Source organism: Ralstonia nicotianae (assembly GCF_018243235.1).
Taxonomy (GTDB): Bacteria; Pseudomonadota; Gammaproteobacteria; order Burkholderiales; family Burkholderiaceae; genus Ralstonia; species Ralstonia nicotianae.
Window position 1 is genome coordinate 119,150 of sequence record NZ_CP046674.1, and the last position, 25,319, is coordinate 144,468.

Here is a 25,319-nt window from a genome sequence, read left to right on the forward strand (position 1 = left end):
TTCGCAGGAGATTTGCATGATTTCTCTCGATCCCTTTGATCTGGCCCTGCTTGCCGCCCTTCAGCGCGACGGCCGTGCGACCCACCAGCAGCTCTCGGAGCAGGTCCATCTGTCGGCCAGCCAGGTCGGGCGCCGGCTCGCGCGGCTGGAGGCGGAACGGATCATCGAGGGCTACCGCGTGATCCTGTCGCCGACGGGGCTGGGCCTGGGCGTGACCGTTTTCGCCAGCGTCAAGCTCGCCCATCACGGCGATGCCATCGTCGAGCGGTTCCGCGAAGAGATCCTGCTGCTCGATGCCGTCCAGGAGTGCTATTCGGTGGCCGGCGATGCCGACTACATGCTGCGCGTGGTCGTGCCGGACCTGCCGGCGCTGTCGGAATTCGTGATGCGCAAGCTGATGCGGGTGCCGGGCGTGGACAATGTCCGCTCCAATATCGTGCTGACGGCACTCAAGCGCGACGGCGCTCTGCCGTTGGCTCACCTGGGCGGGTAGGCTGGTCCGGCCGATGCCTTGCGCGAGGGTGCGCGACGTGTCACGCTGCATCCGTCATTGAAGGGGGAGACGACGATGGTCGAAGGTCACACCACGCAGCCGGCGCGTGCGGGCGGCTACGGCATGCCGGCACGGGTGCGCGCGTGGTGGGTGGCGGCCGCGGTGGCCGGCGTGACCTATGGCGGCATGCTGACCATGGTGGCCGTGGAGGTGGGGCCCGGCACGCCGCTGGCCGGCCGCATCGTCGCCCAGCCGCTGTGGAAGATGCTGATGGCGCTGCTGCTGGCCCGCGCGGCGTCGTTGCACGAGATGCCGCGCGAGCGCCGCTGGCTGATCGGCGCCTTGCTGTTCTGCGCGCTGGGCGATCTCCTGCTGGCGCTGCCGGGGCTGCGGATTGCCTTCGTCGCCGGCTTGGCGTCGTTCCTGTTCGCCCATCTGTGCTATCTGCGCGTGCTGGTGACGCTGCGCGGCGCGTGTTCGCCGCTGCGGCTGATCGGCGTGGGCGCGACACTGGGCGTGGCGATCGGCATGCTGAACTGGTACTGGCCGGGCCTGGGCGTACTGAGCGGACCGGTGGTCGCCTACGTGATCGTCCTGTCGGCCATGGTCTGCGCGGCGTTGCTCGCGCGGCTGCCCGGGCCGCTGACCGCCTGGGGTGCCGTGGCCTTCGCCGCCTCCGACGCGATGATCGGCATCAGTGTCTTTGTGTTTCCGTTCAACGACTACGAGCTGGCGATCTGGTGGAGCTATGCCGCCGCCCAGCTGCTGATCACCGCTGGCCTGCTGACCCGCCGCGCGCCGCCGCCGCGCCGCACCATGCCGGCCGCCTCGGCGTAAGCTGCCGCTGTCTTTTCCCTCCCGACGGAGCTGTCATGCTGCAGACCCTGGACGCGACTGCCACGGCGGCGCGCTTGCCGTATGCCGCCCTGGCCGATGCCATCGCGCAGGTGCTGCGCGACGCGCGCGCGGGCCGTGCCCAGGCGCCGGCGCGGCTGGTGATGCCGGTGCCCGGGCCGGGCAGCCTGCTGCTGATGCCGGCGTCCAATGCCGAGATCGCCATCACCAAGATGATCACCGTGCATCCGCACAACGCCGCGCATGGGCTGCCCGCCATCCATGGCGAGGTGGTGGTGATGGATGCGGCGACCGGCGTGCGCCGCTTGTTGCTCGACGGCCCGACCGTGACGGCGCATCGCACAGCCGCGGTCTCGCTGCTGGCCGCGCGGCTGCTGGCGCCGGAGCCCGCCGGCGACCTGCTGCTGATCGGGGCCGGGGCGCAGGCGCGCGCGCATCTGGAAGCGTTCCGCATGGGGCTCGGCACGCGGCGCGTCACCATCGTCACCCGGACCGAGGCCAACGCCGAGGCGCTGGCCGCCCATGCGCGCAAGCTCGGCCTGGAGGCGACCGCGGTGGCCGCGGGCGATGCAGCGGGCATGGCCCAGGCGGCGCGCATCGTGCTGCCTTACGCGCCGCTGGTGATCACGGCCACACCCTCCACCCAGCCGGTCCTGCCGGACCTGGCGGAATCGGGCACGGCGGGCGTGGGCCAGGTCTGGCGCGCGCAGCACTTCATTGCGGCGGTCGGCGCGTTTCGTCCCGAGATGGCCGAACTGCCGCCGCGGCTGTGCATGCAGGCTGCCGCGTCGGACCGGCTCTTTGCCGATACCCTGACCGACCTCGATGCCGAAGCGGGCGACCTGCTGCAGGCGGGCGTGCCCTGGTCGTGTGTACGGCCGTTACAACAGTGCATCGATGCGGCGCCCGACATCGGCGCGCAGGCCGCGCCGGGGGTGCCGGTGGTGTTCAAAAGCGTGGGCAGTGCCTTGTGGGACTTGGCCGCATGCGCCCTGGCGCTGTCGAAGGCGCCACCCGTTTGAAAACGCAGCATCCCGCGCAAAGGTGTGCTACAGGCCTCACGATCGGGGTGCCTGTAACAGGAAACCTCTATAAAAAAGGTTCTGGGCCAAGGCAACCAAGCGGGATAATGGCCATCCCTCCGCCTGGGAGGAGACTTAGAATGCACCGGTATCGTTTGCGCCGCATGCATCTCTTACAGGAGCAACCACAGACATGGCCTATAAAAAAGCACTGGCGGCCGCCGCCGGGATGATCCTTGCCACTGCTGCCCACGCCCAAAGCGCGGGGAGCAACATCGTCAGCCTCGGCTGGTTCCGCGTCATGCCGAACAGCTCGAGCGACCCGCTGCAGATCGACAGCGTGGGTGGTGTGCCGCTCAACCGGTCGGTACCGAACACGGGCGCCAAGATCAAGGACGCCGATACGCTCGGCCTCGCCTTCACGCACTTCTTCACCGACAACCTGGCGGTCGAACTGGTCGGCGGCATCCCGCCGCGCCACAAGATCGAGGGCACCGATTCCTTCGCGCGCTACGGCCAGATCGGCTCGGCCAAGCAATGGAGCCCGACCGTGCTGGCCAAGTGGTATTTCGGCGGCGCGGACAGCAAGTTCCGTCCCTATGTCGGCGCAGGCCTGAACTACACCTGGTTCACCGACGAGAAGATCACCAACAGCGCGTTCCAGACCCAGGTGCTGGGCAACGGCTTCCCGAGCACGAGCACCGTGTCGACCGACAGCTCGCTCAACCCGGTGGTGAGCGCGGGCGCCACGTACGCCATCACCAAGGACTGGTTCCTTGGCCTGTCGGTGTCGTACCTGCCGCTGAAGACCACGGCCAAGATCGATACCACGCTGGCCAACGGCCAGCATGCCGTGACCGAAGCGAAGATCAAGATCAACCCGATCGTGACCTTCCTGTCGGTCGGCTACCGTTTCTGAGCGGCGCCGCGCCCACAAAAAAGGCGTGCCATGGCGGCACGCCTTTTTTTATTGGCCCGACGGCTCAGGCAACAGCCTTGACCGGATAGCCGGCCTGCTCGATGGCCTGGCGCAGGGCATCCGTGCCCGCGCCGCTGCGCACCGCAACGGTCTGGCTGGACAGGTCCACCTGCACCTGGGCGGTGGCATCGATCTGCTGCACGGCGCGGGTGACGGCGGCGACGCAGTGGCCGCAGCTCATGCCTTCAACGGAAAACGTCGTCATGTTCGGCTCCAAGGAAAGAGGGAAGAAGGGTACACAGCGGCAGTATGAACCTTCCCACCATGGGAAACGCAAGCGTAAGATGCGCTTGACCTTCCTAATATGGGAAGGTCTAGGTTGATGCCATCTTCCATCCATCCGACCTGTTGCCCATGACTGCCGCCAGCCTTGCCGATGCTGCTTCGCTCGACCTGGAAATCGAGGGGATGACCTGTGCCGCCTGCGCCGGCCGGGTCGAACGCGCGCTGCGCGCGGTGCCCGGGGTGACGCAGGCCAGTGTCAATCTCGCCACCGAACGCGCGCGCGTCCAGCGGGGCGCCGCCGTCAGCGGCGATGCGCTGGTCGCGGCGGTGGTGGCGGCCGGCTATGAAGCGCGCGTCGCGTCGGACGAAACGGCGGCCGAGCCGCCCGGCGCCGCGCCGGGTTTCTGGGACGGCCCCGGCCCCGTGTGGGTATCGGCGGCATTGTCGCTGCCGCTGGTGGCACCGATGGTGGCCGGCTGGCTGGGGGCCGGGTGGATGCTGCCGGCGTGGCTGCAATGGCTGCTGGCGACGCCGGTGCAGTGCGTGATCGGCGCGCGTTTCTACCGGGCCGGCTGGAAGGCGCTGCGCGCGGGGGCCGGCAACATGGACCTGCTGGTGGCGCTGGGCACCTCCGCGGCCTACGGACTGTCGCTGTGGCTGTGGTGGCGTGCCGATGCGGGCGACATGCCGCACCTGTACTTCGAGAGCGCCGCGGTCGTCATCACGCTGGTGCGGCTGGGCAAGTGGCTGGAGGCGCGCGCCAAGCGGCAGACCGCCCAGGCCATCCGCGCGCTGCAGGCGCTGCGGCCCGACACCGCCCGCGTGCGCGGTGCCGACGGCACGCTGCGGGACGTGCCCATCGCCCGGGTTCGCGTGGGCGATGCGGTGTCGGTGCGCGCGGGCGAGCGCATTGCCGTCGACGGCACGGTGGTGGAGGGCGCCAGCCATGTCGATCAGTCGATGCTGACCGGTGAGAGCCTGCCCGTGCCGAAGCGCGCGGGTGACCACGTGACGGCCGGCGCCATCGCCACCGATGGCGTGCTGCTGGTGCGCACCACGGCCATCGGCGCGGACACCATGCTCTCGCGCATCATCCGCCTGGTCGAGGATGCGCAGGCCGCCAAGCCGCCGATCCAGCAGCTGGTGGACCGTGTCAGCGCGATCTTCGTGCCGGCCGTGCTGGTGGCCGCGCTGGTGACGCTGGCCGGCTGGATGATCGCGGGGGCCGGGTGGGAGAGCGCCATCGTCAATGCGGTGGCGGTGCTGGTGATCGCCTGTCCGTGCGCGCTGGGGCTGGCGACGCCGTCGGCCGTCATGGCCGGGACCGGGGCCGGCGCGCGGCGCGGCATCCTGATCGCCGATGCGCAGGCGCTGGAGCGCGCGCAGCAGGTGGACTTCGTGGTGTTCGACAAGACCGGCACGCTGACGCTCGGCCAGCCGCGCGTGGTGGCGGTGGAAGCGGCGCCGGGCATCGACGCGGACGCCGTGCTCGACCAGCTCGCCGCGCTGCAGGCCGAGCACACGCACCCGCTGGCGCAGGCCACGCGCGACCATGCATCGGCGCGCGGCCGTGGTGTCGCGCCGGCACAATCGCCCGAAGTCCTGGCCGGCCGGGGCGTGCGCGGTGTCGTGGACGGCGCGGTGCTGGCGCTCGGCAATGCGCGCTGGATGGACGAGCTGCAACTCGATCGCACCCGCCTGCAGGCACGTGCCGATGCGCTGGAGGCGCAGGGCCAGACCGTCTCCTGGCTGGCGCGGGCCGAAGCGGGCGGCCCGGCGCAGCTGCGCGGCCTGATTGCGTTCGGCGATGCGCTCAAGCCGGGGGCGCGGGAGGCGGTGGCCGAACTGCGCCGCCGCGGCATCCGCACCGCGCTGGTGACGGGCGACAACGCCGGCGCCGCGCGCGGCGTGGCCGAGGCGCTCGGCATCGAGACGGTGGCCGCGCAGGTGCTGCCGCAGGACAAGGCCGCGCGGGTGACGGCATGGCAGCGCGGCGGCCACGTGGTGGCGATGGTCGGCGACGGCATCAACGACGCGCCCGCGCTGGCCGCGGCCGATGTCGGCATCGCCATGGCCACCGGCACCGATGTCGCCATGCAGGCCGCCGGCATCACGCTGATGCGCGGCGAGCCGCGCCTGGTGCCGGCCGCGCTCGACCTGTCGCAGCGCACGGTGGCCAAGATCCGCCAGAACCTGTTCTGGGCGTTCGTCTACAACGTGGTGGGGATTCCGCTGGCGGCCTTCGGGCTGCTGTCGCCCACCTTTGCCGGCGCGGCGATGGCGTTCTCCAGCGTGAGCGTCGTCACCAACGCGCTGATGCTGCGGCGCTGGCACCCGCGCTGGGAAACCGCCACCGCCGGGGGAGACCGCGCATGACCCGTGCCGACCTGAACGATGCATCGCAAGACGGCCCCGTCAACATCGGCGAGGCGGCCAGGGCCAGCGGCGTGTCGGCCAAGATGATCCGCTACTACGAGCGCATCGGCCTGCTGCCGCCCAGCCCGCGCACCGAGGGCAACTACCGGGTCTATGATCCGCGCGCGCTGCACGTGCTGCGGTTCATCCACCGGGCGCGTTCGCTCGGGTTTTCGCTCGAAGAGATTCGCACGCTGCTCTCGCTGTGGCACGACCGCGCGCGCGCCAGCGCCGACGTGAAGGCCATCACGCTGCGCCACGTGGCCGACCTCGACGCGCGCATCCGCGAACTGCAAGGCATGCGCGATACGCTGGTGACGCTCGCCGACGCCTGCCACGGCGACGACCGCCCGGACTGCCCGATCCTCGAGGGCGTGGCCGGGGAGGCTTCGCCCTGCTGCGATGCAGCGCTGCCCGATCCGGACCGACACGGCTGACCATCGCGGCGCGCGGCGTCTATGCCACAATCAGGCAACCCAACGAGGAGACGCCCATGACGCAAGCCCCCGCCACGGTCGATGCGCTGGAGACGCGCCAGCGGATGAAGGACGGCACCGAGCTGTTTGTGCGGACCTGGCTGCCGGCGCCCGAGGCGGGTGAGCCCCGCGGCACCGTCATCCTCGTGCATGGCATGGCCGAGCACAGCGGCCGGTATCCGCATGTGGCGCAGGTGCTGTGCGAGCTCGGCCTGCGCGTGCGCGCCTTCGATCTGCGCGGCCACGGCAGGAGCGGCGGCCCGCGCATGGCGCTCGACGCGCCCGACAACTACCTCACCGATCTCGCGGAAATTCTCGATGCCGTCGTCGCCGAGTGGAACGAGATGCCGTTCGTGCTCGGCCACAGCATGGGCGGGCTGATCGTCGCGCGCTTCGCCACCGCGCGCGTGCGGCCGGTGCGCGGCGTGCTGCTGTCGTCGCCGGCGCTGCGGCTCAAGCTGCCGCCCGGCGCCAATGCCGTGCGCGGGCTGCTCAGCGCGCTGGCGCCGAAGCTGCCGGTGCCCAATCCCGTCGATCCTGCCAGGCTGTCGCATGATCCGTCGGTGGGCGCCGCGTATCGGGCGGATCCGCAGGTGCAGAAGACCATCAGCGCATCGGTGCTGGCGTTCATGCTCAACGCCATCACCCAGGCGCAGCAGGACGCGCCCCGGCTGGAGGCGCCCATGTTGCTGCTGGCGGGCGGGGCGGACACCATCGTCGATCCTTCGGGCAGCCGGGATTTCTGCGCCGGCGCGCCGGAGGACCTGCGCACGCTGGCCTGGTTCGAGACCGCGTATCACGAGCTGTTCAACGAGGCCGAGCCGATGCGCGGTGAAGCGTTCGGGACGATGCGGGCGTGGCTGGCCGGGCGGATCTGAGCCCGGGGGGGCCGGGCCACCGGCGATCGGACAAGAACAAAACACCCAAGAGCAGGCAGGAGACATGGAGACCTACGACTACATCATCATCGGCGCGGGCTCGGCGGGCTGCGTCCTGGCCAATCGCCTGACGCTGGATCCGGAAGTGTCGGTGCTGCTGTTGGAGGCCGGCGGCAAGGACGACTATCACTGGATCCACATCCCCGTCGGCTACCTGTATTGCATCGGCAACCCGCGCACTGACTGGCTGTATCGCACGCAGGCCGAGCCGGGCCTGAACGGCCGTTCGCTGGGGTATCCGCGCGGCCGCGTGCTGGGCGGCTGCTCGTCGATCAACGGGATGATCTACATGCGCGGCCAGCGCGAGGACTACGACGGCTGGGCGGCGTTGACCGGTGACGATTCGTGGAGGTGGGACGCGGTGCTGCCGTTCTTCAAGGCCTCGGAGCATTACCACGGCGGTGCCGACGCCTGGCACGGCGCCGGCGGCGAATGGCGGGTGGAGCCGCAGCGGCTGCACTGGCAGATTCTGGAGAGCTTCATCGAGGCGGCGGTGCAGGCCGGCATTCCGCGCACGGAGGATTTCAACCGCGGCGACAACTTCGGCGTGGGCTACTTCGAGGTCAACCAGAAGCGTGGCATCCGCTGGAACACGGCCAAGGGGTTCCTGCGGCCGGCGTCGCTGCGGCCGAACCTGACCATCGTGACCGGGGCGCTGGTGCGGGCGCTGACCTTCGACGGCAGGCGCTGCACGGGCGTGACGTATCGCGGTGCGGGGCAGGACTACGCGGCGGCCGCGCGCGAAGAGGTCGTGCTGTCGGCGGGCGCGGTCAACTCGCCGCAGCTGCTGGAGCTGTCGGGCATCGGGCAGCCGCAGCGGCTGCAGGCACTGGGTATCGCCGTGCGCTGCGCGCTGCCCGGCGTCGGCGAGAACCTGCAGGACCACCTGCAACTGCGCAGCGTGATCAAGGTGCACGGCGTGCCGACGCTCAATACGCGCGCCGCCAGCTGGTGGGGCAAGGCCATGATCGGCATGCAGTACGCCTTCAACCGGAGCGGGCCGATGAGCATGGCGCCGTCGCAGCTGGGCGCGTTCGCCCGGTCCGATCCGTCCGTGGCGCGGCCGGATGTGGAGTACCACGTGCAGCCGCTGTCGCTCGACAAGTTCGGCGATCCGCTGCACGCCTTCAATGCGTTCACGGCCAGCGTCTGCAACCTGCGGCCGACCTCGCGCGGCACGGTGCATCTCGCCTCGGCCGATCCGTTCGCCGCGCCGGTCATCGCGCCCAACTATCTGTCGACGGACGCCGACCGCAAGGTCGCTGCCGCTTCGCTGCGCCTGACGCGCCGCATCGTGTCGCAGCCGGCGCTGGCCAGGTACCGGCCGGAGGAATATCTGCCCGGCGCCGCGCTCCAGACCGACGAAGACCTCGCGCGCGCCGCCGGCGATATCGGCACGACCATCTTCCACCCGGTCGGCACCTGCCGCATGGGCCGGGCGGACGACGCCGGCGCGGTGGTCGACGCGCAGCTGCGGGTACGCGGCATCGAGGGCCTGCGCGTGGTCGACGCATCCGTCATGCCGACCATCACCTCCGGCAACACCAACTCGCCGACCATCATGATCGCGGAGAAGGCCGGCGAGATGATCCGCGCGGCGCGGCGGGCCCGCGCGCGGGGCGAGGCCGTGCCGGCCTGACGGGCTTCGACACGGCCGTGACATGACGGCCGTGTCATATGGATGGGCCCTCGGCGAGGTCCCGGTACGTAACTCTACGTAAGCCCTTCGGCGGGCCGCAAATTCAATGCCGGCGCGGGTTGGCGGCCGCAAGCCGGGGCTCAGGCACCTCGGTACAAACCCCGATGTTTTGCGACGCAGCAGCCGTCGACAATCATTCGCTATATAAGAAGACGGCGGGAGACAGCTGGGAATCATGGCGCAGGACATCATTCTCGAGACGCGAGGACTCACCAAGGCCTTCAAGGGCTTCACCGCCGTGTCCGACGTCAACCTCCGCGTGCGGCGCGGTTCCATCCACGCCCTGATCGGCCCGAACGGCGCCGGCAAGACCACCTGCTTCAACCTGCTGACCAAATTCCTGGTGCCCACGCGCGGCACCATCCTGTTCAACGGCGTCGACATCACGCCGGAGCGGCCGGCGCAGATCGCGCGCCGGGGCGTGATCCGCTCGTTCCAGATCTCCGCCGTGTTTCCGCACCTGTCCGTGCTGGAAAACGTTCGCATCGGGCTGCAGCGCCAGCTCGGCACGGCCTATGCCTTCTGGCGCAGCGAGAAGACGCTGGCGGTGCTCAACGACCGGGCCATGCAGCTGCTCGACCAGGTGGGCCTCACGCCGTTCGCCGGCACGGTGACGGTGGAGCTGCCCTATGGCCGCAAGCGCGCGCTGGAGATCGCCACCACGCTGGCGATGGAGCCCGAGCTGATGCTGCTCGACGAGCCGACGCAGGGCATGGGCCACGAAGACGTGGACCGCGTGACCGAACTGATCCAGCGCGTGGCCGAGGGCCGCACGATCCTGATGGTCGAGCACAACATGAACGTGGTGTCGTCCATCGCCGACAAGATCACGGTGCTGCAGCGCGGCCAGATCCTGGCCGAGGGCCCGTACGAAGACGTCTCGAAGAACCCGCAGGTGATGGAGGCCTACATGGGCACCGCCGATGCGGCGCTGGAAGGCCACTGACGCCGCCCGCGGCCATCGGCGCGGCGGGGGGCACGGCACGCCACCGCATGCGTCATCGAATGTTTGACCCGGACCCACGAGAACACCGCATGAGCACGCCCGCGCTCCAGATCAAGGACCTGCACGCTTGGTACGGCGAGTCGCACATCCTGCACGGCGTCGACCTGACCGTGAACCGCGGCGAGGTCGTCACGCTGCTCGGCCGCAACGGCGCGGGCCGCACCACCACGCTGCGCGCCATCATGGGCTTGGTCGGCACGCGCAAGGGGTCCATCGTCGTGCACGACGATGCCGGCCAGGGTGTCGAGACCATCGGCCTGCCCACGCACCGCATCGCCCATTGCGGCATCGGCTATTGCCCGGAGGAGCGCGGCATCTTCGCCAGCCTGTCGTGCGAGGAGAACCTGCTGCTGCCGCCGGTGCTCAAGGGCCAGGTGGCCACGCGCGGCAACGCGGGCATGAGCGTGGCCGAGATCTACGAGATGTTTCCCAACCTGAAGGAGCGCCGCAACAGCCAGGGCACGCGCCTGTCGGGCGGCGAGCAGCAGATGCTGGCGGTCGGGCGCATCCTGCGTACGGGGGCCAACCTGCTGCTGCTCGACGAGATCTCCGAGGGCCTGGCGCCGGTGATCGTGCAGGCGCTGGCCCGCATGATCCTGATGCTCAAGAAGCGCGGCTACACGGTGGTGATGGTGGAGCAGAACTTCCGCTTCGCGGCGCCGCTGGCCGACCGCTTCTACGTGATGGAACACGGCCGCATCGTCGAGCGTTTCGAGGCGGCCCAGCTGCAGGACAAGATGCCGATACTGCACGAGCTGCTCGGCGTTTGATCGCTTTGCTTGACCTTTGCGCGGGGCGTGATCCGTCCGGCGCGCACGACACAGGAGACAAGACGATGACACTCAAGAAGCTGGCTGGTGCACTGATGGCGGCAGGACTGGGCCTTGCGGCATCCGGCGCGCATGCCCAGGTCTCGGGCGACAAGGTGAAGATCGGCTACATCACCGATCTCTCCGGCCTGTATGCCGACATCGACGGGCAGGGCGGCGTCGAGGCGGTCAAGATGGCGATCGAGGATGCGGGTGGCAAGGTGCTCGGCAAGCCGATCGAACTGGTCACGGCCGACCACCAGAACAAGGCCGACATCGCCGCCTCCAAGGCCCGCGAGTGGATGGACCAGCAGGGCATCGACATGCTGCTGGGCGGCACAAACTCGGCCACCTCGCTGGCGATGAGCAAGGTGGCGGCGGAGAAGAAGCGCGTCTTCATCGGCATCGGCGCCGGCACGGCCCGCCTGACCAACGAGGAGTGCACGCCGTACACCATCCACTACGCGTACGACACGGTGGCGCTGGCCAAGGGCACCGGCAGCGCGGTGGTCAAGCAGGGCGGCAAGTCGTGGTTCTTCCTGACCGCCGACTACGCCTTCGGCCATTCGCTGGAGAACGATACCGCCGCCGTGGTCAAGGCCAACGGCGGCACGGTGGTGGGCTCGGTCAAGCATCCGCTGTCGGCCTCGGACTTCTCGTCGTACCTGCTGCAGGCGCAGGCGTCCAAGGCGCAGATCCTGGGGCTGGCCAACGCGGGCGGCGACACCATCAACTCGATCAAGGCGGCCAAGGAGTTCGGCATCACCAAGACGATGAAGATCGCCGGCCTGCTGATGTTCATCAACGACGTGCACAGCCTCGGCCTGCAGACCGCCGAGGGCCTGCTGATGACCGACAGCTGGTACTGGGACATGAACGACGCCACCCGCAAGTTCGCCACCCGGTACTTCTCCAAGATGAAGAAGATGCCGAGCAGCCTGCAGGCCGCCGACTACTCGGCCGTGTCGAACTACATCAAGGCGGTGGCCGCGGCCGGCACGGATGACCCGGACAAGGTGATCGCGCAGTTGAAGAAGACGCAGCTCAACGACTTCTTCTCCAAGGGCGCGATCCGCGCCGATGGCCGCTATGTCCACGACATGTATCTGATGCAGGTGAAGACCCCGGCCGAGTCGAAGAAGCCGTGGGACTACATGAAGATCGTGGCGACCATTCCGGGCGACCAGGCGTTCACCACGCCGGCCGAGTCGAAGTGCCCGCTGCTCAAGAAGTAAGGCGGCAAGCCATCCGGTGTCGTCCGGCGCGTGCCGGGCGGCGCCGGCAACGGTCTCTTTTTCCCGATACGTGATGGAAATCTTCGGCGTTCCGCTACCGGCCATGCTCAGCCAGCTGCTGCTGGGCCTGGTCAACGGTTCCTTCTACGCGATGCTGAGCCTGGGCCTTGCGGTCATCTTCGGGCTGCTCAACGTCATCAATTTCGCGCACGGCGCGCTGTTCATGCTGGGCGCCGTGCTCACCTGGATGGGCCTGTCGTATCTCGACCTGCCGTACTGGGTGATGCTGGTGGCCGCGCCGCTCGCGGTCGGCGTGGTGGGCGTGGTGATCGAACGCACCATGCTGCGCTTCATCTACAAGCTCGACCACCTCTACGGGCTGCTGCTGACGCTGGGCGTGACGCTGGTCATCGAAGGCGTGTTCCGTGCCGTCTACGGTGTGTCGGGCCTGCCGTATTCGACGCCCGAGCTGCTGTCCGGCGCCACCGATCTCGGCTTCATGGTGCTGCCCAACTATCGGGCCTGGGTGGTGGTGGCGTCGCTGACGGTGTGCTTCGCCACCTGGTTCATGATCGAGAAGACCAAGCTGGGTGCCTACCTGCGCGCCGGCACCGAGAACCCCAAGCTGGTCGAGGCCTTCGGCGTCAATGTGCCGCTGATGGTCACGCTCACCTATGGCTTCGGCGTGGCGCTGGCGGCGTTCGCCGGCGTGCTGGCCGCGCCCGTGATCCAGATCTCGCCGCTGATGGGGCAGAACATGATCATCACCGTGTTCGCGGTGGTGGTGATCGGCGGCATGGGGTCGATCCTCGGCTCGATCGTCACCGGCCTGGGGCTGGGCGTGATCGAGGGGCTGACCAAGGTGGTCTATCCGCAGGCCTCGTCCACCGTGGTGTTCGTGATCATGGCGCTGGTGTTGCTGGTGCGCCCGGCGGGCCTGTTCGGCAGAGAGAAATAAGAGACAAGCGACGCGGCCAACATGAACCACTCGTCCTCCTTCAAGTTCATCCTGTACGGCTTGCTGCTGGCGGCGCTGATCGTCGCGCCGCTGGCGGGGGCGTACCCGGTGTTCGTCGCCAAGCTGCTGTGCTTCGCGCTGTTCGCTTCGGCCTTCAACCTGCTGCTCGGCTATACCGGGCTGCTGTCGTTCGGGCACGCCGCCTTCTTCGGCGGCGCGGGCTACGTGGCCGGCTACCTGATGCGGGACCTGAACCTGACGCCCGAGCTGGGCCTGATCGCCGGCACCGCGGCGGGGGCGCTGATCGGCCTGGTGGTGGGGCTGCTGGCGATCCGCCGCCAGGGCATCTATTTCGCGATGATCACCCTGGCGCTGGCGCAGATGTTCTATTTCTTCTGCCTGCAGGCGCCGTTCACCGGCGGCGAGGACGGCCTGCAGGGCGTGCCGCGCGGCAAGCTGCTCGGCATGCTGGACCTGTCGTCCGACCTGACGCTGTACTACTTCGTCCTGGCCGTGGTGGTGGTGGCCTTTCTGCTGATCGTGCGGACCATCCATTCACCATTCGGCCAGATCCTCAAGGCCATCAAGGAAAACGAGCCGCGCGCGATCTCGCTGGGCTACGATACCGACCGCTTCAAGCTGCTGGCCTTCGTGCTGTCGGCGGCGCTGTCGGGGCTGGCCGGCGCGCTCAAGACGCTGGTGCTGGGCTTCGAGACGCTGACCGACGTGCACTGGGCAATGTCGGGCTCGGTGATCCTGATGACGCTGGTGGGCGGCCTGGGCATCCTGTCCGGCCCGATCCTGGGCGCGGCGCTGGTGATCGCGCTGGAGAACAAGCTGGGCGATCTCGGCGCCTTTCTGGCCGGCGCGACCGGCATGGACGGCTTCAACGTGCTGGGCGAATCGGTGACCACGGTCACCGGGGCGATCTTCGTGATCTGCGTGCTGACCTTCCGCCGTGGCATCATGGGCGAGATCGCCGCCAGGGTGCCCTGGCTGAAGCGTTGAGTTGCCGCGCAGATGAGATGTAAAAGTCGCTCAGATGGGCGAACTTGGTGCGCGATGCACTGTAAGGGTTTGCTCTAGTTGCTGCATTGCGGTGCATCTTTTACAGTCTCGTTACGGTTTTCGCACGAAATAATGAGGCGGGAGCGAGGAGACGATGGCACACACCGTGTAGGTGGAGATGCCCAAATAAAACAGAGGCCCTGCCGGGTGATCCCCGGCAGGGCTTTTCGTTTTGGTGGCGCCGGTGGCGCCGTCCGTCAGGCGCCAGCCGCCAGCAGGGCCCGGCCCCGGGCGCTGACGGTCACCAGGTGCGTATCGGGCGCGCAGTCCACCAGCCCGTCGATGCATGCATCCTCCCAGATCGACAGCCGCGGGCATGAGGTCCGCCAAGTTTCCAGCACCTCCGCGTAGGGCCGCGGCCGTTCGGCCAGCGATTGCAGCAGCTGCAGGGTCAGGGCGCGGGTGGGGTCGGCCATGGCGGGGCTCCTCGGAGACGTGTCCCATTCTGGCCGGCGCCGAGCGACAAGAGAAATGCATTCGGCGTCGACATCCATGCGGCCGCTGCATGACAATGGCGCCTTCGCCCGAGCCGACCATGCCGCCATCCACCCGCCTTGCCCATCCGGAAGACCGCGCCCGCCTGCTGTCGGCGCTGGCCGGTGCCTGCGCTGCCGCGCCGCTCCAGCTGGCGCACGCCGTCGACGCGCTGCTCGGCCATCCGAGCCAGCATCCGTGCCTGCTGGTCGAGGAGGGGGCGTCGCTTGTGGGCGTGGCGCCGGTCGCGCTGGTGCCGCACCTGGTGCTGGGCGGGCTGGTGGCATGGCTGCCAGCCGGCGTGCAGGTATTCGGCGGCGGGCCGCGCACGCGCGATGCTGCGCTCGCCGCGGTGGGCGAGTACGCCCGCGCGCATGGCATACTCCACGTCCTGCTGCCGCCCGCCGCACTGTCCGCCGCCGATGCCGCCGCGCTCGGCTTCGTGCCGGAGGCCGGCGGGTGCTGGCTGCGCGCCGAGCGCCCGACGCCGAAGTCGCTGGGCTAGCCGCATCCGCTGTCCTGTCCTGTTCCCGTTGGTTTCCTGATGGATTTCGTATTGCTCGCCGTGGCCGGCTTTCTGGCCGGCCTGATCGATGCCGTGGCCGGTGGCGGCGGCCTGGTGCAGATTCCCGCGCTGTTCTCCGCGTATCCCAATCTCGCGCCGGCCACGCTGATCGGCACCAACAAGCTCGCCTCGATGTCCGGCACCGCCACGGCGGCGGCGCGCTATGGCCGCACGGTGCGCATCTATTGGGGCGCGACGGCGCCGGCGGTGGTGACGGCGTTCCTGTGCTCGCTGCTGGGGGCCTGGGCGCTCACGCACATCCCCGCCGAACCGCTGCGTCGCGCGCTGCCCTTCGTGCTGGTGCTGCTGCTGGTCTACACCGTCGCCAAGAAGGATCTCGGCGCCGAGCATGCGCCCAGCCTCGCCGGCTGGCGCGAGCGTGGGGTGGCGCTGCTGGCCGGCGCCATCATCGGCTTCTACGACGGCGTGTTCGGCCCGGGCACCGGCAGCTTCCTGATGATCGTGTTCGTGCGGGTGTTCGGCTACGACTTCCTGCATGCTTCCGCATCCACCAAGATCGTCAACCTGGCGACCAACGTGGCGGCCTTGCTGCTGCTGGCGAGCAAGGGGCACGTGTGGTGGCAGCTGGGCCTGGTAATGGCGGTGGCCAATGTGCTCGGCAACCAGGCGGGCAGCTACCTGGCGCTCAAGCACGGTAGCCGCTTCGTGCGCAAGATGTTCATCGCCGTGGTGCTGGCGCTGATCCTGAAGACCGCTTACGACGCTTTCCTGCGCTGACCTGCCTGCGGGTCTCCGGACGCACGCCGGGCTGGCGATCCGCACATCCGGTCATGGCGCTGCCGCAGCCGCCGGCTAAGCTGGGCTTCGGGAGGTGACCATGGCGCTGAGCCGCGACGATATCCGCACGCTGTTTGATCGCCATGGCGACATCGCCTACAGTGGCAAGCCCGTCACGCAGCGTGAGCATGCCCCGCAGACGGCTGTGCTCGTTACCGCCGCGCCGCTGCACGACCTCGGCCACCTGCTGAACCGGCAAGGCGAAACGCCTAGCGGACGCGGCATCGACAACCAGCACCAGTATTTCGCGTTGCCGTTCCTGCGCGCGCTTTCCCGATGCCGGGCTTGAACCGATCTGCTTGTACGTGGACGCCAAGCGTTGCCTGTGCGCCACCGATGCGAGCGACCACGCATGCCCGTCGGCCGATTCGGTGCGCAGCCTTGTGCTGCAGGGTGGCGTCTTTTCCGCCGACGAGGCCGCGGCTTTTCAGCGTCGCCCGTACGCAGACGATGCGCTGCTGGGACGATCGCGCCAAGGTGGCCGGCTGCCCCACGCCCGGCCGGTCCCATTTCCTGGCCGTGGTGGCCCGCGTGTCAACGGCAGCGTAGCCCGCGCAGCGTGGCGCGCACCGCGTCGTCCCAGGGCGTGTGCGGCTCGGCACCCAGCGTCCGGACCAGTTTCGCGTTGTCCATGCGGATCGGCTGCCGCCACAGATAGCGCATCTCGCGCAGTTCGCGCATGAGCACCGAGAATGGCGCCATCAGCGGTAGCGCCCACCACGGAAAGCGGCGCGTACGGATGGGCCGGCCGACCGCGCGGCGGATCGCCTCCGTCATCTGCGTGCCATCCGCATCCCAGTGACCGCGCATGTGGAAGACCGCGAAGGCGGGCAGGCGGTCGTCCTGTTCGAGCAGGCGCAGCATGGTTTCGGCCACGTCGGGAATGTAGGCCCACTGGTGGCCGATGCCGTGCGCGCCCGGGTAGGTGACGGTACGCACCGCCTGCCCCGGCCGTACCAGGCCGCCGGCAAACCAGTTGTTGCCGGCATCGGGCCCGAAGAAGTCGCCCGCGCGCACGATCAGGCTGCGCACGCCGTCGTCGGCTGCGGCCCGCAGCCGGCGTTCCAGCTCCGCGCGGAGTTGTCCCTTGCGGGTGAGCGGTTGCTGCGCCGAGGTCTCGCACAGCACCGGAAACGCATCCGGCCCGAAGTTGTACACCGTGCCCGGCAGCACCACGCGCGCGCCGCAAACACGGGCGGCGGCGATGGTGTGGTCGATCATCGGCAGCACCAGCCCGGCCCAGTTGCGGTAGCCCGGCGGATTGACGGCATGGACGATGACGGCGGCACCCCGCGCCGCGGCGACCACATCGTCGCGGACCATCGCATCGCCGCGCACCCATTCGAACGCCGGGTCGCGGCGCGCGAGCGCGTCCGGGTTGCGGTGCAGGGCGCGCACCCGCCATCCGTGCGCCGTCAGTCGACGCGCCATCTCCCCGCCGATGCCACCCGTGGCGCCCAGCACCAGGGCGGTCCGTGTTGTCTGTTCCATGGCTGTTCTCCAGTCGATGCGCGTTGCGATGGAGGCATTCTGGATGGGCGTACCATTCCATGGAATTGTTGATGATGATGGATCGGTTATACGATTTTGTATGATGAATCCGGAACCGGGCTGGGAGCTGTATCGGACGTTTCTCGCCGTCGTGCGGGAAGGTTCGCTGTCGGGCGCGGCGCGCGCGCTGGGGCTGACCCAGCCCACCGCCGGCCGCCATGTCGATGCGCTGGAGCGTGCGCTCGGCTTCGCGCTGTTCATCCGCACCCAGCAGGGCTTGAGTCCGACCGAGGCGGCGCTGGCGCTGCGGCCCTATGCGGAATCGCTGGAGTCGACCAGCGCAGCGCTGCTGCGTGCCGCCTCCAGCCAGGGAGAAGGCGTACGCGGCACGGTGCGCATCACCGCCAGCGAAGTGGTGACGGCGGAAGTGCTGCCCGCCATCCTCGCCGATCTGCACGCCGCCTATCCCGGCCTCATCCTCGAACTGGTGCCCAGCAACCGCCTCGAAGATCTGCTGCGCCGCGACGCCGACATCGCCGTGCGGATGCAGCGTCCCAGCCAGGGCGTGCTGGTCGCGCGGCACATCGGCGGCATCGAGCTGGGGGTGCACGCGCATCGCCGCTACCTCGAGCGTCGCGGCACGCCGGCCACGCTCGACGACCTGGCCGGCCACGCATTGATCGGCTACGACAAGGAGACCGCCTTCATCCGCGGCATGAAGGGGCAGGTCCCGTGGATGCGCCGCGACCGCTTCGCGCTGCGCACCGACAGCGATCTGGCCGGGTTGGCCGCGTTGCGCGCGGGCTTCGGCATTGGTATCTGCCAGGTCGGGCTGGCGCGGCGCGATCCCGACCTGGTCCGGCTGTTCGCCGACGACGTGGCGCCCGTGCTCGACACCTGGCTCGCCATGCACGAAGACCTGCGCGAGAGTCCGCGCTGTCGCGTGGTCTTCGAAGCGCTGGCGGCGGGGCTGCTCCGTTATGTCAACGGTGATTGAGCGGCCGGTTCACCCGCGTTGCCGCAGGGGGTCGAGCAGGCCTTTCAGGCCGTTGTGGTCCAGCTCCTGCATCAGCGCCAGCAGCCGCCCGATCTGCCCCGGCGGAAAACCCTCGCGCGCGAACCAGTTCAGGTAATGGCCCGGCAGGTCGGCGATCAGACGGCCCTTGTATTTGCCGAAGGGCATGGGGGTGGTGACGAGGCGCTGGAGGTCTTCGGGGGTCATGGCGAAGCAAGGGTGCCGAGCTGAAGGCGGATGGATTCGCCAAGGCGGAATTGGCAGCGTGAGTGGCTGTGGGGTCATCAAGGGTCGTGCAGCGATACCCGAGCGGCGTCGTATCACGATCCTCCTAGAGGAAAGCCGAGGCCGCTAGCTTAGCCGAGATCCGGCGTTGGCCTAGGAGGAGCACTCGCCGGCACAGTTCGTATTGCCGCTGCGCTAGGTCAGTCCTCTTGCGGGTACCTGCTCCAGCAAATGCGCCGTAAAAGCCGTTAACTTCGGCAAAGGCCGCCGATCTTGCCGATACACGAGATGGATCGGCCGCGGCTGCGGCGCATACGTCTGCAGCACGCGCACCAGCCGGCCGCTCGCCAGGTCCTCGGCCACCAGCACCTCCGGCTGCAGCAGCAGCCCCGCACCGGCGATCGCGGCCATCCGCAGGCCGTGGCCGTCGTTGCAGCTGAAGGCCGGATCGTCGCGCCAGGATGTCGTGCCATCCCAGCCGGACAGCTGCCACGCATTGCGGCTGTTCCACACCATGTGGGACAGGCAGCGATGGGCCGGCAGGTCGGCCGGCGTTTCGGGCCGGCCGTGGCGCGCGAGATAGTCGGGCGAGGCGCTGATGACCATCCGGTACGCGCACAGCGGTTTCGCCACCAGGTCGGCATCGCCCAGCGCGCCGATGCGCACGGCGAGGTCGAAGCCTTCGTCCGCCAGGTCGACCATGCGGTTGCTCAGGTCCAGCTCCACGCGCACCTGCGGATGGGCCTGCTGGAAGGTCGCCGTCAGCGGCGCGATCACGCAGGCGCCGAAGGTGGTGGGCGCGCTGACCCGCAGCGTGCCGGAGGGCTGCGCGCGCAGCCGCTCGACCGAGGTCTCGGCCCAGCGTACCTGTTCCAGCACGCGCTTGGCGTCTTCATAGAACACGCGGCCGGCGTCGGTCAGGCTCTGGCGGCGTGTGCTGCGCTGCAGCAGCCGCGCCCCCAGCCGTGTTTCCAGCTCGCGCACGTACTTGCCGACCATCACCGCCGACATCTCCAGCTGCATCGCCGCCTCGGTGAAGCTGCCGGCATCCACCACGGCGACGAAGGTCTCCATGCTGCGCAGCTTGTCCATATTCCGAACTGTTGATTAGGAATAGACAAAGTTACCACGGCTTTATCGCTCTGTGGGTTCGGCCAACAATGCGTGTCATTCCAAACTGATTCGCAAAGGAGCGCAACATGAAAATCATCGTGATCGGTGCCAGCGGCACCATCGGCCGTGCCGTGACGGCCGAACTGGAGCAGGGCGGGGCGCATGAGGTCATCCGCGTCGGTCGCACGCGAGGCGATCACCAGGTCGACATCACCAACGCCGACAGCGTGGCGGCGCTCTTCGCCAAGCTCGGCCGCGTGGACGCCATCGTCTCCACGGCCGGCAACCTGTTCTTCGGCCCACTCACGCGAATGAGCGCCGCGGATTTCAACCTCGGCCTGCAAGACAAGCTGCTCGGGCAGGTGCGGCTTGCGTTGGTCGGCCAGCACCACCTGAACGACGGCGGCTCGATCACGCTGACCACCGGTATCGTCGGCCAGGAGCCGATCGCGCAGGGCGCCAACGCGACCGCGGTGAATGCCGGCGTCGAAGGCTTCGTGCGGGCGGCCGCCTGCGAGTTGCCGCGAGGCATCCGCATCAACGCCGTCAGCCCGACCGTGCTGACCGAATCGATGGCGGTGTACGGCCCGTTCTTTCCCGGCTTCGAAAGCGTGCCGGCGGCGCGCGCCGCGATGGCATATCGGCGCAGCGTGGAAGGGGTACAGAGCGGGCGGGTCTATCGGGTCGGCTGACCGGGCGACCGGTGTGCAGGTCGGTTAAGCTCCAGCGGTCCCGACTGCTGGAGCGAGACGTGAGGCAGTGGCCGCTGGCGATGATGATGGGTGCCTTGGTGTGCGCAGGCGCCGGGGCGAAAGATGGCGTGGTGCCGGTCCCGATGGTCGGTGCGGTGGAGCTCAATGACGGGGACGCGTGGATCGCGGTCCCCACGGGCAAGACGGTGAACGGACCGGTGGGTGTCGTGACGCTGGAGGGCACGTATCGCTGCTGCTATGCCGTGGGTCCACAGCAGGCGCGCCACGGCAATCGCGAGTTCAGTCGCGATAGGGAAGCGCTGTCGTGGCATGCGCTGACGCCGCTCAAGGGTGCCAAAACCGGGATGGCGCTTGGTATCGCCGTGCCGGCGCAAGCTCCGGTGAGCGCATCCGCCATGGCGTCCGGCACCCGGTTCACGTGGCGCCGGCGGGTATACCGGCTCACGCAATGTGCGTCGTCCGAAGGTGTCCACCTGATGCTCGACGGCGACGGTCGCCGCCTTCGGCATTATTACTACTACCTCGGCTACGACACGGAACCCGATTGCGACGAGCGCGAGTTGGCGCGGCCTGAGCAGCCGTCTTAGCAAGGCCGCTTCACCGGGTATCACCCCCTTGCCCGCCCGGGGTGACTCCCCCTAGACTCCTCGGACTCCCGACCCCTCGGTCGGTCAATCCAATGCGGTGCAGTTTCCGCCCGCACACTGCAGGAGAAGGCATGAAGGTTTCGCGCGCAACCCGCATCGCACTGGCCGCGACGGCATTCCTGGCAAGCACGGCGTTCGCCCAGGTGAAGGTCGGCGTCACGGTGTCGGCCACCGGGCCGGGGGCATCGCTGGGGATTCCGGAGAAGAACACGGTGTCGCTGCTGCCCAAGGAGATCGCCGGCAAGAAGATCGAATACATCGTGCTGGACGATGCCTCCGACACCACCACTGCCGTCAAGAACACGCGCAAGCTGATCACCGAAGACAAGGTCGATCTGGTGATCGGCTCCACCATCACGCCGACCTCGCTGGCGATGGTGGACGTGGCGGCAGAGAGCGAGACGCCGATGATCTCGCTGGCGGCGTCCGCGCGCATCGTCGAGCCGATGGACGCCAAGCGCGCGTGGGTCTTCAAGACCCCGCAGAACGATTCGCACATGGCGACCGCTATTGCCGAGCACATGGCCAACCATGGTGTGAAGACGGTCGCGCTGATCGGCTTTGCCGATGCCTACGGCGACTCGTGGGCACAGGAGTTCGACAAGGTGGCGACGTTGCGCAAGCTGCAGCTCGTCGCCAACGAGCGCTTCGCGCGCACCGATACCTCGGTGACGGGGCAGGTGCTGAAGATCATGGCCGCCAAGCCGGACGCGGTGCTGATCGCCGGCTCCGGCACGCCGGCCGCGTTGCCCCAGCGTGCGCTCAAGGAGCGCGGCTATAAGGGCAAGCTGTACCAGACCCACGGCGTGGCCAATGCCGACTTCCTGCGCGTGTGCGCCAAGGACTGCGAAGGTACCTTCCTGCCCGCCGGCCCGATCCTCGTCGCCGAGCAGCTGCCCGACAGCAACCCGGTCAAGAAGCCGGCGCTGGCCTACAAGGTCGCATACGAGAAAGCGTTCGGCGGCCAGGTCTCGACGTTTGGCGGCCACATGTGGGATGCCGGTCTGCTGCTGGCGAACGCGATGCCCGCGGCGCTCAAGAAAGGGCAGCCCGGTACGCCGGCCTTCCGCAAGGGCCTGCGTGACGCGCTGGAGACGACGACCAATCTGGCCATCTCGCATGGCGTGATGAACATGAACGCCAAGGATCACCTCGGCCTCGACCAGCGGTCGCGCGTGATGGTGGAGATCCAGGGCGGCAAGTGGAAGCTGCAGAACTGACGTAGCCTCGGCTGCTGTTCCACACGAGAAACGCACGGTTCGCGCCGTGCGTTTTTCTTGGTGTGGCCGTTTCACGTGAAACATCTACGCGACATCGGGGCGGCGTCTGTTTCACGTGAAACGTCGGAATTGGGAGAATTTTGTCCAGAACCGTCCCGCGTCGAACAGTGGGGTAGGTGGACGACTTATAATTCCGCTTCCCCAATTTTCTCGATGCCTCCAAGCGAGGAGGAAGCCATGCTGTATCCAGTTGAATTCGATGTGATCGTGGTGGGCGGCGGACACGCCGGCACCGAGGCCGCCTTGGCGGCGGCACGCATGGGCTGCCAGACCCTGCTGCTGACGCACAACATCGAGACCTTGGGGCAGATGAGTTGCAACCCGTCCATCGGCGGCATCGGTAAGGGGCACCTGGTCAAGGAAGTCGATGCGCTGGGTGGTGCCATGGCACTGGCCACCGACGAGGGTGGCATCCAGTTCCGCATCCTCAATTCCAGCAAGGGGCCGGCCGTGCGCGCCACCCGTGCCCAGGCGGACCGCGTGCTGTACAAAGCCGCCATCCGCCATCGCCTGGAAAACCAGCCGAACCTGATGCTGTTCCAGCAGGCCGTGGAAGATCTGCTGGTGGAGGGCGATCGCGTGGTCGGTGCCGTCACCCAGGTCGGCGTGCGGTTTCGCGCACGCGCGGTGGTGCTCACGGCCGGGACCTTCCTCGACGGCAAGATTCACGTCGGCCTGAACAATTACACTGGCGGCCGCGCGGGCGATCCGGCGGCGGTGTCGCTGTCGGCGCGCCTGAAAGAACTGAAGCTGCCGCAGGGGCGCCTGAAGACCGGCACGCCGCCCCGCATCGACGGGCGCACCATCGACTTCTCGGTGCTGGAAGCGCAGCCCGGGGACCTCGATCCCGTGCCGGTGTTCTCTTTCCTCGGTCGCACCGACATGCATCCTCGCCAGGTGCCGTGCTGGGTGACGCACACTAACGAGCGCACGCACGACATCATCCGCGCCGGGCTGGACCGTTCGCCGATGTACACCGGCGTGATCGAAGGGGTCGGGCCGCGCTACTGCCCGAGCATCGAAGACAAGATCCACCGCTTTGCCAGCAAGGACAGCCACCAGATCTTTCTGGAGCCGGAAGGGCTGACCACCAACGAGTTCTACCCGAACGGCGTATCGACGAGCCTGCCGTTCGACGTGCAGCTGGACCTGATCCACTCGATGCGCGGTCTCGAACATGCCCACATCCTGCGGCCCGGCTACGCCATCGAATACGACTATTTCGATCCGCGCGGGCTGAAGGCTTCGCTGGAGTCCAAGGCGATCGGCGGCCTGTTCTTCGCCGGCCAGATCAATGGCACGACTGGCTACGAGGAGGCCGCTGCCCAGGGGTTGCTGGCTGGTATCAACGCCGGTTTGCAAGTGCAGGGCAAGGCAGCCTGGACGCCGCGCCGCGACCAGGCCTATCTGGGCGTGCTGGTCGACGACCTGATCACGCGCGGCGTGACGGAGCCGTACCGCATGTTCACCAGCCGCGCCGAATTCCGCCTGAGCCTGCGCGAGGACAACGCTGACATGCGCCTGACCGAGGCGGGGCGCGATCTTGGTGTGGTCGACGATGCCCGCTGGGATGCATTCAACCGCAAGCGCGATGCTGTTTCACGTGAAACAGAGCGCCTGAAGTCGACTTGGGTGAACCCGGCGATCCTTCCCGCAGCCGATGCGGAACCGGTGCTGGGCAAGGGAATCGAGCGCGAATACTCGCTGGCCGATCTGCTGCGCCGCCCGAACGTGACATACGAATCGCTGATGGGCATGCAGGGCGGCAAGTATGCGCCCGACGCTCCGCTGGCCGATGAGCCGCTGCTGGCCGAACAGATTCGCGAGCAGATCGAGATCGGCATCAAATACCACGGCTACATTGCCCGCCAGGCGGACGAAGTCGAGCGCCTGGGTGCCAACGAGAACACCCGGCTGCCGGCCGATTTCGACTACAAGCAGGTGCGTGGGCTGTCGATCGAAGTCCAGCAGAAGCTGGCGCAGCACAAGCCTGAAACGATCGGCCAGGCATCGCGCATCTCCGGCATCACGCCCGCGGCCGTGTCGCTGCTGCTGGTGCACCTGAAGAAGGGTGTGCTGCGCGGCAAGGTCGGCCCGCGTTCCGAAGGCGAGGCCGCTTGATGGCGAACACCGCGCTGGCCGACACCCGGTCGGAACTGGAAGCCGGCGCGCGCGCGCTCGGCCTGCCGCTCGAGGGCATGCAACTGGATCGCCTGCTGGCGTACCAAGTGCTGCTCGCCAAGTGGAATCGCGTCTACAACCTGACCGCGATCCGTGATGCCGGCGACATGCTGACGCATCATCTGCTGGATTCGCTGGCGGCCGTTCCGCGTATCGCGGAACTGGTGCGCCGCGTGCAGCCCGAGGCGTCGCGTGTGCTGGATGTCGGTTCCGGCGGTGGCCTGCCCGGCATTCCGCTGGCGATCGCGTGCCCCGACATCGGCGTCACCATGGTCGACATCGTGCAGAAGAAGACCGCGTTCTTGACGCAATGCCGCGCAGAGCTGGGCCTGACGAATGCCCAGTCGCACTGGGGCCACGTGGAAAAACTGGCCGATGCCGTCGGCTATGGTGTCATCACTTCGCGCGCATTTGCCGAGCTGAACGACTTTGTGCGGTTGGCTGGCCATCTGCTGGCGCCGGGCGGGCGCATGGTCGCCATGAAAGGCGTGCGCCCGGACGCCGAAATTGTCCGGCTGCCCGAAGGGTGGGCGGTCGAGTCGATCGAGCGTTTGACGGTTCCGGGGCTGCCGGCCGAGCGCCACCTGGTCATCCTCGCGCCGTCGGCGTGAGCGCACAAGCGAAGTCCGAGTCATTCAC

The 25,319-nt window shown here is 68.3% G+C and carries 26 protein-coding genes and 1 pseudogene; 22 read left to right on the top strand and 5 right to left on the bottom strand.

From position 1 onward, the window contains the following. Nucleotides 1-16 precede the first annotated feature (16 nt). The 4 genes from GO999_RS00485 to GO999_RS00500 all read left to right on the top strand — a co-directional run bounded on the left by GO999_RS00485 (nucleotide 17) and on the right by GO999_RS00500 (nucleotide 3,289). Complete coding sequence (locus tag GO999_RS00485; protein WP_011003236.1) at nucleotides 17-493, top strand: Lrp/AsnC family transcriptional regulator; 477 nt, start codon at nucleotides 17-19, stop codon at nucleotides 491-493. 75 nt (nucleotides 494-568) lie between these two features. Next, nucleotides 569-1,330 carry a lysoplasmalogenase gene (locus tag GO999_RS00490; protein WP_028853847.1) on the top strand — a complete coding sequence of 254 codons (762 nt, stop codon included), beginning with the start codon at nucleotides 569-571 and terminating at the stop codon, nucleotides 1,328-1,330. Nucleotides 1,331-1,365: 35 nt separating this feature from the next. After that, nucleotides 1,366-2,370, top strand: coding sequence for a delta(1)-pyrroline-2-carboxylate reductase family protein (locus tag GO999_RS00495; RefSeq protein ID WP_071014848.1), 1,005 nt, complete (start codon nucleotides 1,366-1,368; stop codon nucleotides 2,368-2,370). A 193-nt stretch (nucleotides 2,371-2,563) separates the two neighbouring features. Continuing rightward, nucleotides 2,564-3,289 (top strand): OmpW/AlkL family protein, encoded by a 726-nt coding sequence (locus tag GO999_RS00500; protein ID WP_011003233.1) that lies wholly within the window; start codon nucleotides 2,564-2,566, stop codon nucleotides 3,287-3,289. A 64-nt stretch (nucleotides 3,290-3,353) separates the two neighbouring features. Here GO999_RS00500 and GO999_RS00505 read toward each other — a convergent pair whose 3' ends face one another. After that, nucleotides 3,354-3,554, bottom strand: a complete 201-nt coding sequence (locus GO999_RS00505; protein WP_011003232.1) for a heavy-metal-associated domain-containing protein — start codon at nucleotides 3,552-3,554, stop codon at nucleotides 3,354-3,356. A 149-nt stretch (nucleotides 3,555-3,703) separates the two neighbouring features. On the opposite strand from GO999_RS00505, the gene GO999_RS00510 reads away from it, so the two are divergent. The 9 genes from GO999_RS00510 to GO999_RS00550 all read left to right on the top strand — a co-directional run bounded on the left by GO999_RS00510 (nucleotide 3,704) and on the right by GO999_RS00550 (nucleotide 14,118). Beyond that, entirely contained in the window at nucleotides 3,704-5,950 is a 2,247-nt protein-coding gene (locus GO999_RS00510) for a heavy metal translocating P-type ATPase (protein WP_028853845.1), read from the top strand. Further along, the gene (cueR, locus tag GO999_RS00515) at nucleotides 5,947-6,426 is read left to right on the top strand and encodes a Cu(I)-responsive transcriptional regulator (protein ID WP_011003230.1); all 480 of its coding nucleotides are present in this window, start codon (nucleotides 5,947-5,949) and stop codon (nucleotides 6,424-6,426) included. The genes GO999_RS00510 and cueR overlap by 4 nt, the downstream gene beginning before the upstream one ends. Before the next feature lie 56 nt (nucleotides 6,427-6,482). Continuing rightward, complete coding sequence (locus GO999_RS00520) at nucleotides 6,483-7,343, top strand: alpha/beta hydrolase (RefSeq protein WP_016722356.1); 861 nt, start codon at nucleotides 6,483-6,485, stop codon at nucleotides 7,341-7,343. A 64-nt stretch (nucleotides 7,344-7,407) separates the two neighbouring features. After that, the gene (locus GO999_RS00525; protein ID WP_029240169.1) at nucleotides 7,408-9,042 is read left to right on the top strand and encodes a GMC family oxidoreductase; all 1,635 of its coding nucleotides are present in this window, start codon (nucleotides 7,408-7,410) and stop codon (nucleotides 9,040-9,042) included. A gap of 235 nt (nucleotides 9,043-9,277) precedes the next feature. Next, the gene (locus GO999_RS00530; RefSeq protein ID WP_011003227.1) at nucleotides 9,278-10,048 is read left to right on the top strand and encodes an ABC transporter ATP-binding protein; all 771 of its coding nucleotides are present in this window, start codon (nucleotides 9,278-9,280) and stop codon (nucleotides 10,046-10,048) included. An 89-nt stretch (nucleotides 10,049-10,137) separates the two neighbouring features. Next, nucleotides 10,138-10,878, top strand: a complete 741-nt coding sequence (locus GO999_RS00535) for an ABC transporter ATP-binding protein (protein WP_011003226.1) — start codon at nucleotides 10,138-10,140, stop codon at nucleotides 10,876-10,878. A 65-nt stretch (nucleotides 10,879-10,943) separates the two neighbouring features. Continuing rightward, on the top strand, nucleotides 10,944-12,152 hold the full coding sequence (locus GO999_RS00540) for an ABC transporter substrate-binding protein (RefSeq protein ID WP_071014129.1): 1,209 nt from the start codon (nucleotides 10,944-10,946) through the stop codon (nucleotides 12,150-12,152). Nucleotides 12,153-12,225: 73 nt separating this feature from the next. Next, the gene (locus GO999_RS00545) at nucleotides 12,226-13,110 is read left to right on the top strand and encodes a branched-chain amino acid ABC transporter permease (RefSeq protein ID WP_019717243.1); all 885 of its coding nucleotides are present in this window, start codon (nucleotides 12,226-12,228) and stop codon (nucleotides 13,108-13,110) included. A gap of 21 nt (nucleotides 13,111-13,131) precedes the next feature. Continuing rightward, the gene (locus GO999_RS00550; RefSeq protein ID WP_011003223.1) at nucleotides 13,132-14,118 is read left to right on the top strand and encodes a branched-chain amino acid ABC transporter permease; all 987 of its coding nucleotides are present in this window, start codon (nucleotides 13,132-13,134) and stop codon (nucleotides 14,116-14,118) included. Between the two features lie 257 nt (nucleotides 14,119-14,375). Here GO999_RS00550 and GO999_RS00555 read toward each other — a convergent pair whose 3' ends face one another. Beyond that, complete coding sequence (locus tag GO999_RS00555) at nucleotides 14,376-14,594, bottom strand: hypothetical protein (protein ID WP_011003222.1); 219 nt, start codon at nucleotides 14,592-14,594, stop codon at nucleotides 14,376-14,378. A gap of 119 nt (nucleotides 14,595-14,713) precedes the next feature. On the opposite strand from GO999_RS00555, the gene GO999_RS00560 reads away from it, so the two are divergent. The 3 genes and pseudogenes from GO999_RS00560 (at nucleotide 14,714) to GO999_RS00570 (ending at nucleotide 16,564) form a co-directional block, all read left to right on the top strand. Continuing rightward, nucleotides 14,714-15,157, top strand: coding sequence for a hypothetical protein (locus GO999_RS00560; RefSeq protein WP_211906461.1), 444 nt, complete (start codon nucleotides 14,714-14,716; stop codon nucleotides 15,155-15,157). A 39-nt stretch (nucleotides 15,158-15,196) separates the two neighbouring features. Further along, nucleotides 15,197-15,955 (top strand): sulfite exporter TauE/SafE family protein, encoded by a 759-nt coding sequence (locus tag GO999_RS00565; protein ID WP_011003220.1) that lies wholly within the window; start codon nucleotides 15,197-15,199, stop codon nucleotides 15,953-15,955. 100 nt (nucleotides 15,956-16,055) lie between these two features. After that, nucleotides 16,056-16,564 (top strand): annotated as a pseudogene (locus tag GO999_RS00570) (HD domain-containing protein). On the opposite strand, the gene GO999_RS00575 reads toward GO999_RS00570, so the two are convergent. After that, the gene (locus tag GO999_RS00575) at nucleotides 16,550-17,506 is read right to left on the bottom strand and encodes an SDR family oxidoreductase (protein WP_019717240.1); all 957 of its coding nucleotides are present in this window, start codon (nucleotides 17,504-17,506) and stop codon (nucleotides 16,550-16,552) included. The pseudogene GO999_RS00570 and the gene GO999_RS00575 overlap by 15 nt on opposite strands. A 100-nt stretch (nucleotides 17,507-17,606) precedes the next feature. Between GO999_RS00575 and GO999_RS00580 the strand changes: the two genes are divergently transcribed. After that, nucleotides 17,607-18,503 (top strand): LysR family transcriptional regulator, encoded by an 897-nt coding sequence (locus GO999_RS00580; protein ID WP_197361296.1) that lies wholly within the window; start codon nucleotides 17,607-17,609, stop codon nucleotides 18,501-18,503. Nucleotides 18,504-18,512: 9 nt separating this feature from the next. On the opposite strand, the gene GO999_RS00585 is transcribed toward GO999_RS00580, so the two are convergent. Together GO999_RS00585 and crgA are read right to left on the bottom strand one after the other, a co-directional pair. Beyond that, nucleotides 18,513-18,728: a DUF3820 family protein gene (locus tag GO999_RS00585; protein WP_011003216.1), complete on the bottom strand. Its 216-nt coding sequence runs from the start codon at nucleotides 18,726-18,728 to the stop codon at nucleotides 18,513-18,515. A gap of 213 nt (nucleotides 18,729-18,941) precedes the next feature. Next, a complete protein-coding gene (gene crgA / locus GO999_RS00590) occupies nucleotides 18,942-19,838 on the bottom strand; it encodes a LysR family transcriptional regulator CrgA (protein WP_011003215.1) in 897 nt (298 codons plus the stop codon). 107 nt (nucleotides 19,839-19,945) lie between these two features. Between crgA and GO999_RS00595 the strand changes: the two genes are divergently transcribed. The 5 genes from GO999_RS00595 (at nucleotide 19,946) to rsmG (ending at nucleotide 25,291) form a co-directional block, all read left to right on the top strand. Continuing rightward, complete coding sequence (locus tag GO999_RS00595; RefSeq protein ID WP_019717238.1) at nucleotides 19,946-20,551, top strand: short chain dehydrogenase; 606 nt, start codon at nucleotides 19,946-19,948, stop codon at nucleotides 20,549-20,551. Nucleotides 20,552-20,610: 59 nt separating this feature from the next. Beyond that, nucleotides 20,611-21,159 (top strand): hypothetical protein, encoded by a 549-nt coding sequence (locus GO999_RS00600; RefSeq protein WP_058907448.1) that lies wholly within the window; start codon nucleotides 20,611-20,613, stop codon nucleotides 21,157-21,159. Between the two features lie 131 nt (nucleotides 21,160-21,290). Then, a complete protein-coding gene (locus GO999_RS00605; protein ID WP_167798323.1) occupies nucleotides 21,291-22,439 on the top strand; it encodes an ABC transporter substrate-binding protein in 1,149 nt (382 codons plus the stop codon). A 237-nt stretch (nucleotides 22,440-22,676) separates the two neighbouring features. Next, nucleotides 22,677-24,620 (top strand): tRNA uridine-5-carboxymethylaminomethyl(34) synthesis enzyme MnmG, encoded by a 1,944-nt coding sequence (gene mnmG / locus GO999_RS00610; protein WP_016722365.1) that lies wholly within the window; start codon nucleotides 22,677-22,679, stop codon nucleotides 24,618-24,620. Then, a complete protein-coding gene (gene rsmG / locus GO999_RS00615; RefSeq protein ID WP_211906751.1) occupies nucleotides 24,620-25,291 on the top strand; it encodes a 16S rRNA (guanine(527)-N(7))-methyltransferase RsmG in 672 nt (223 codons plus the stop codon). Before mnmG ends, rsmG begins: the two co-directional genes overlap by 1 nt. Nucleotides 25,292-25,319 lie beyond the last annotated feature (28 nt).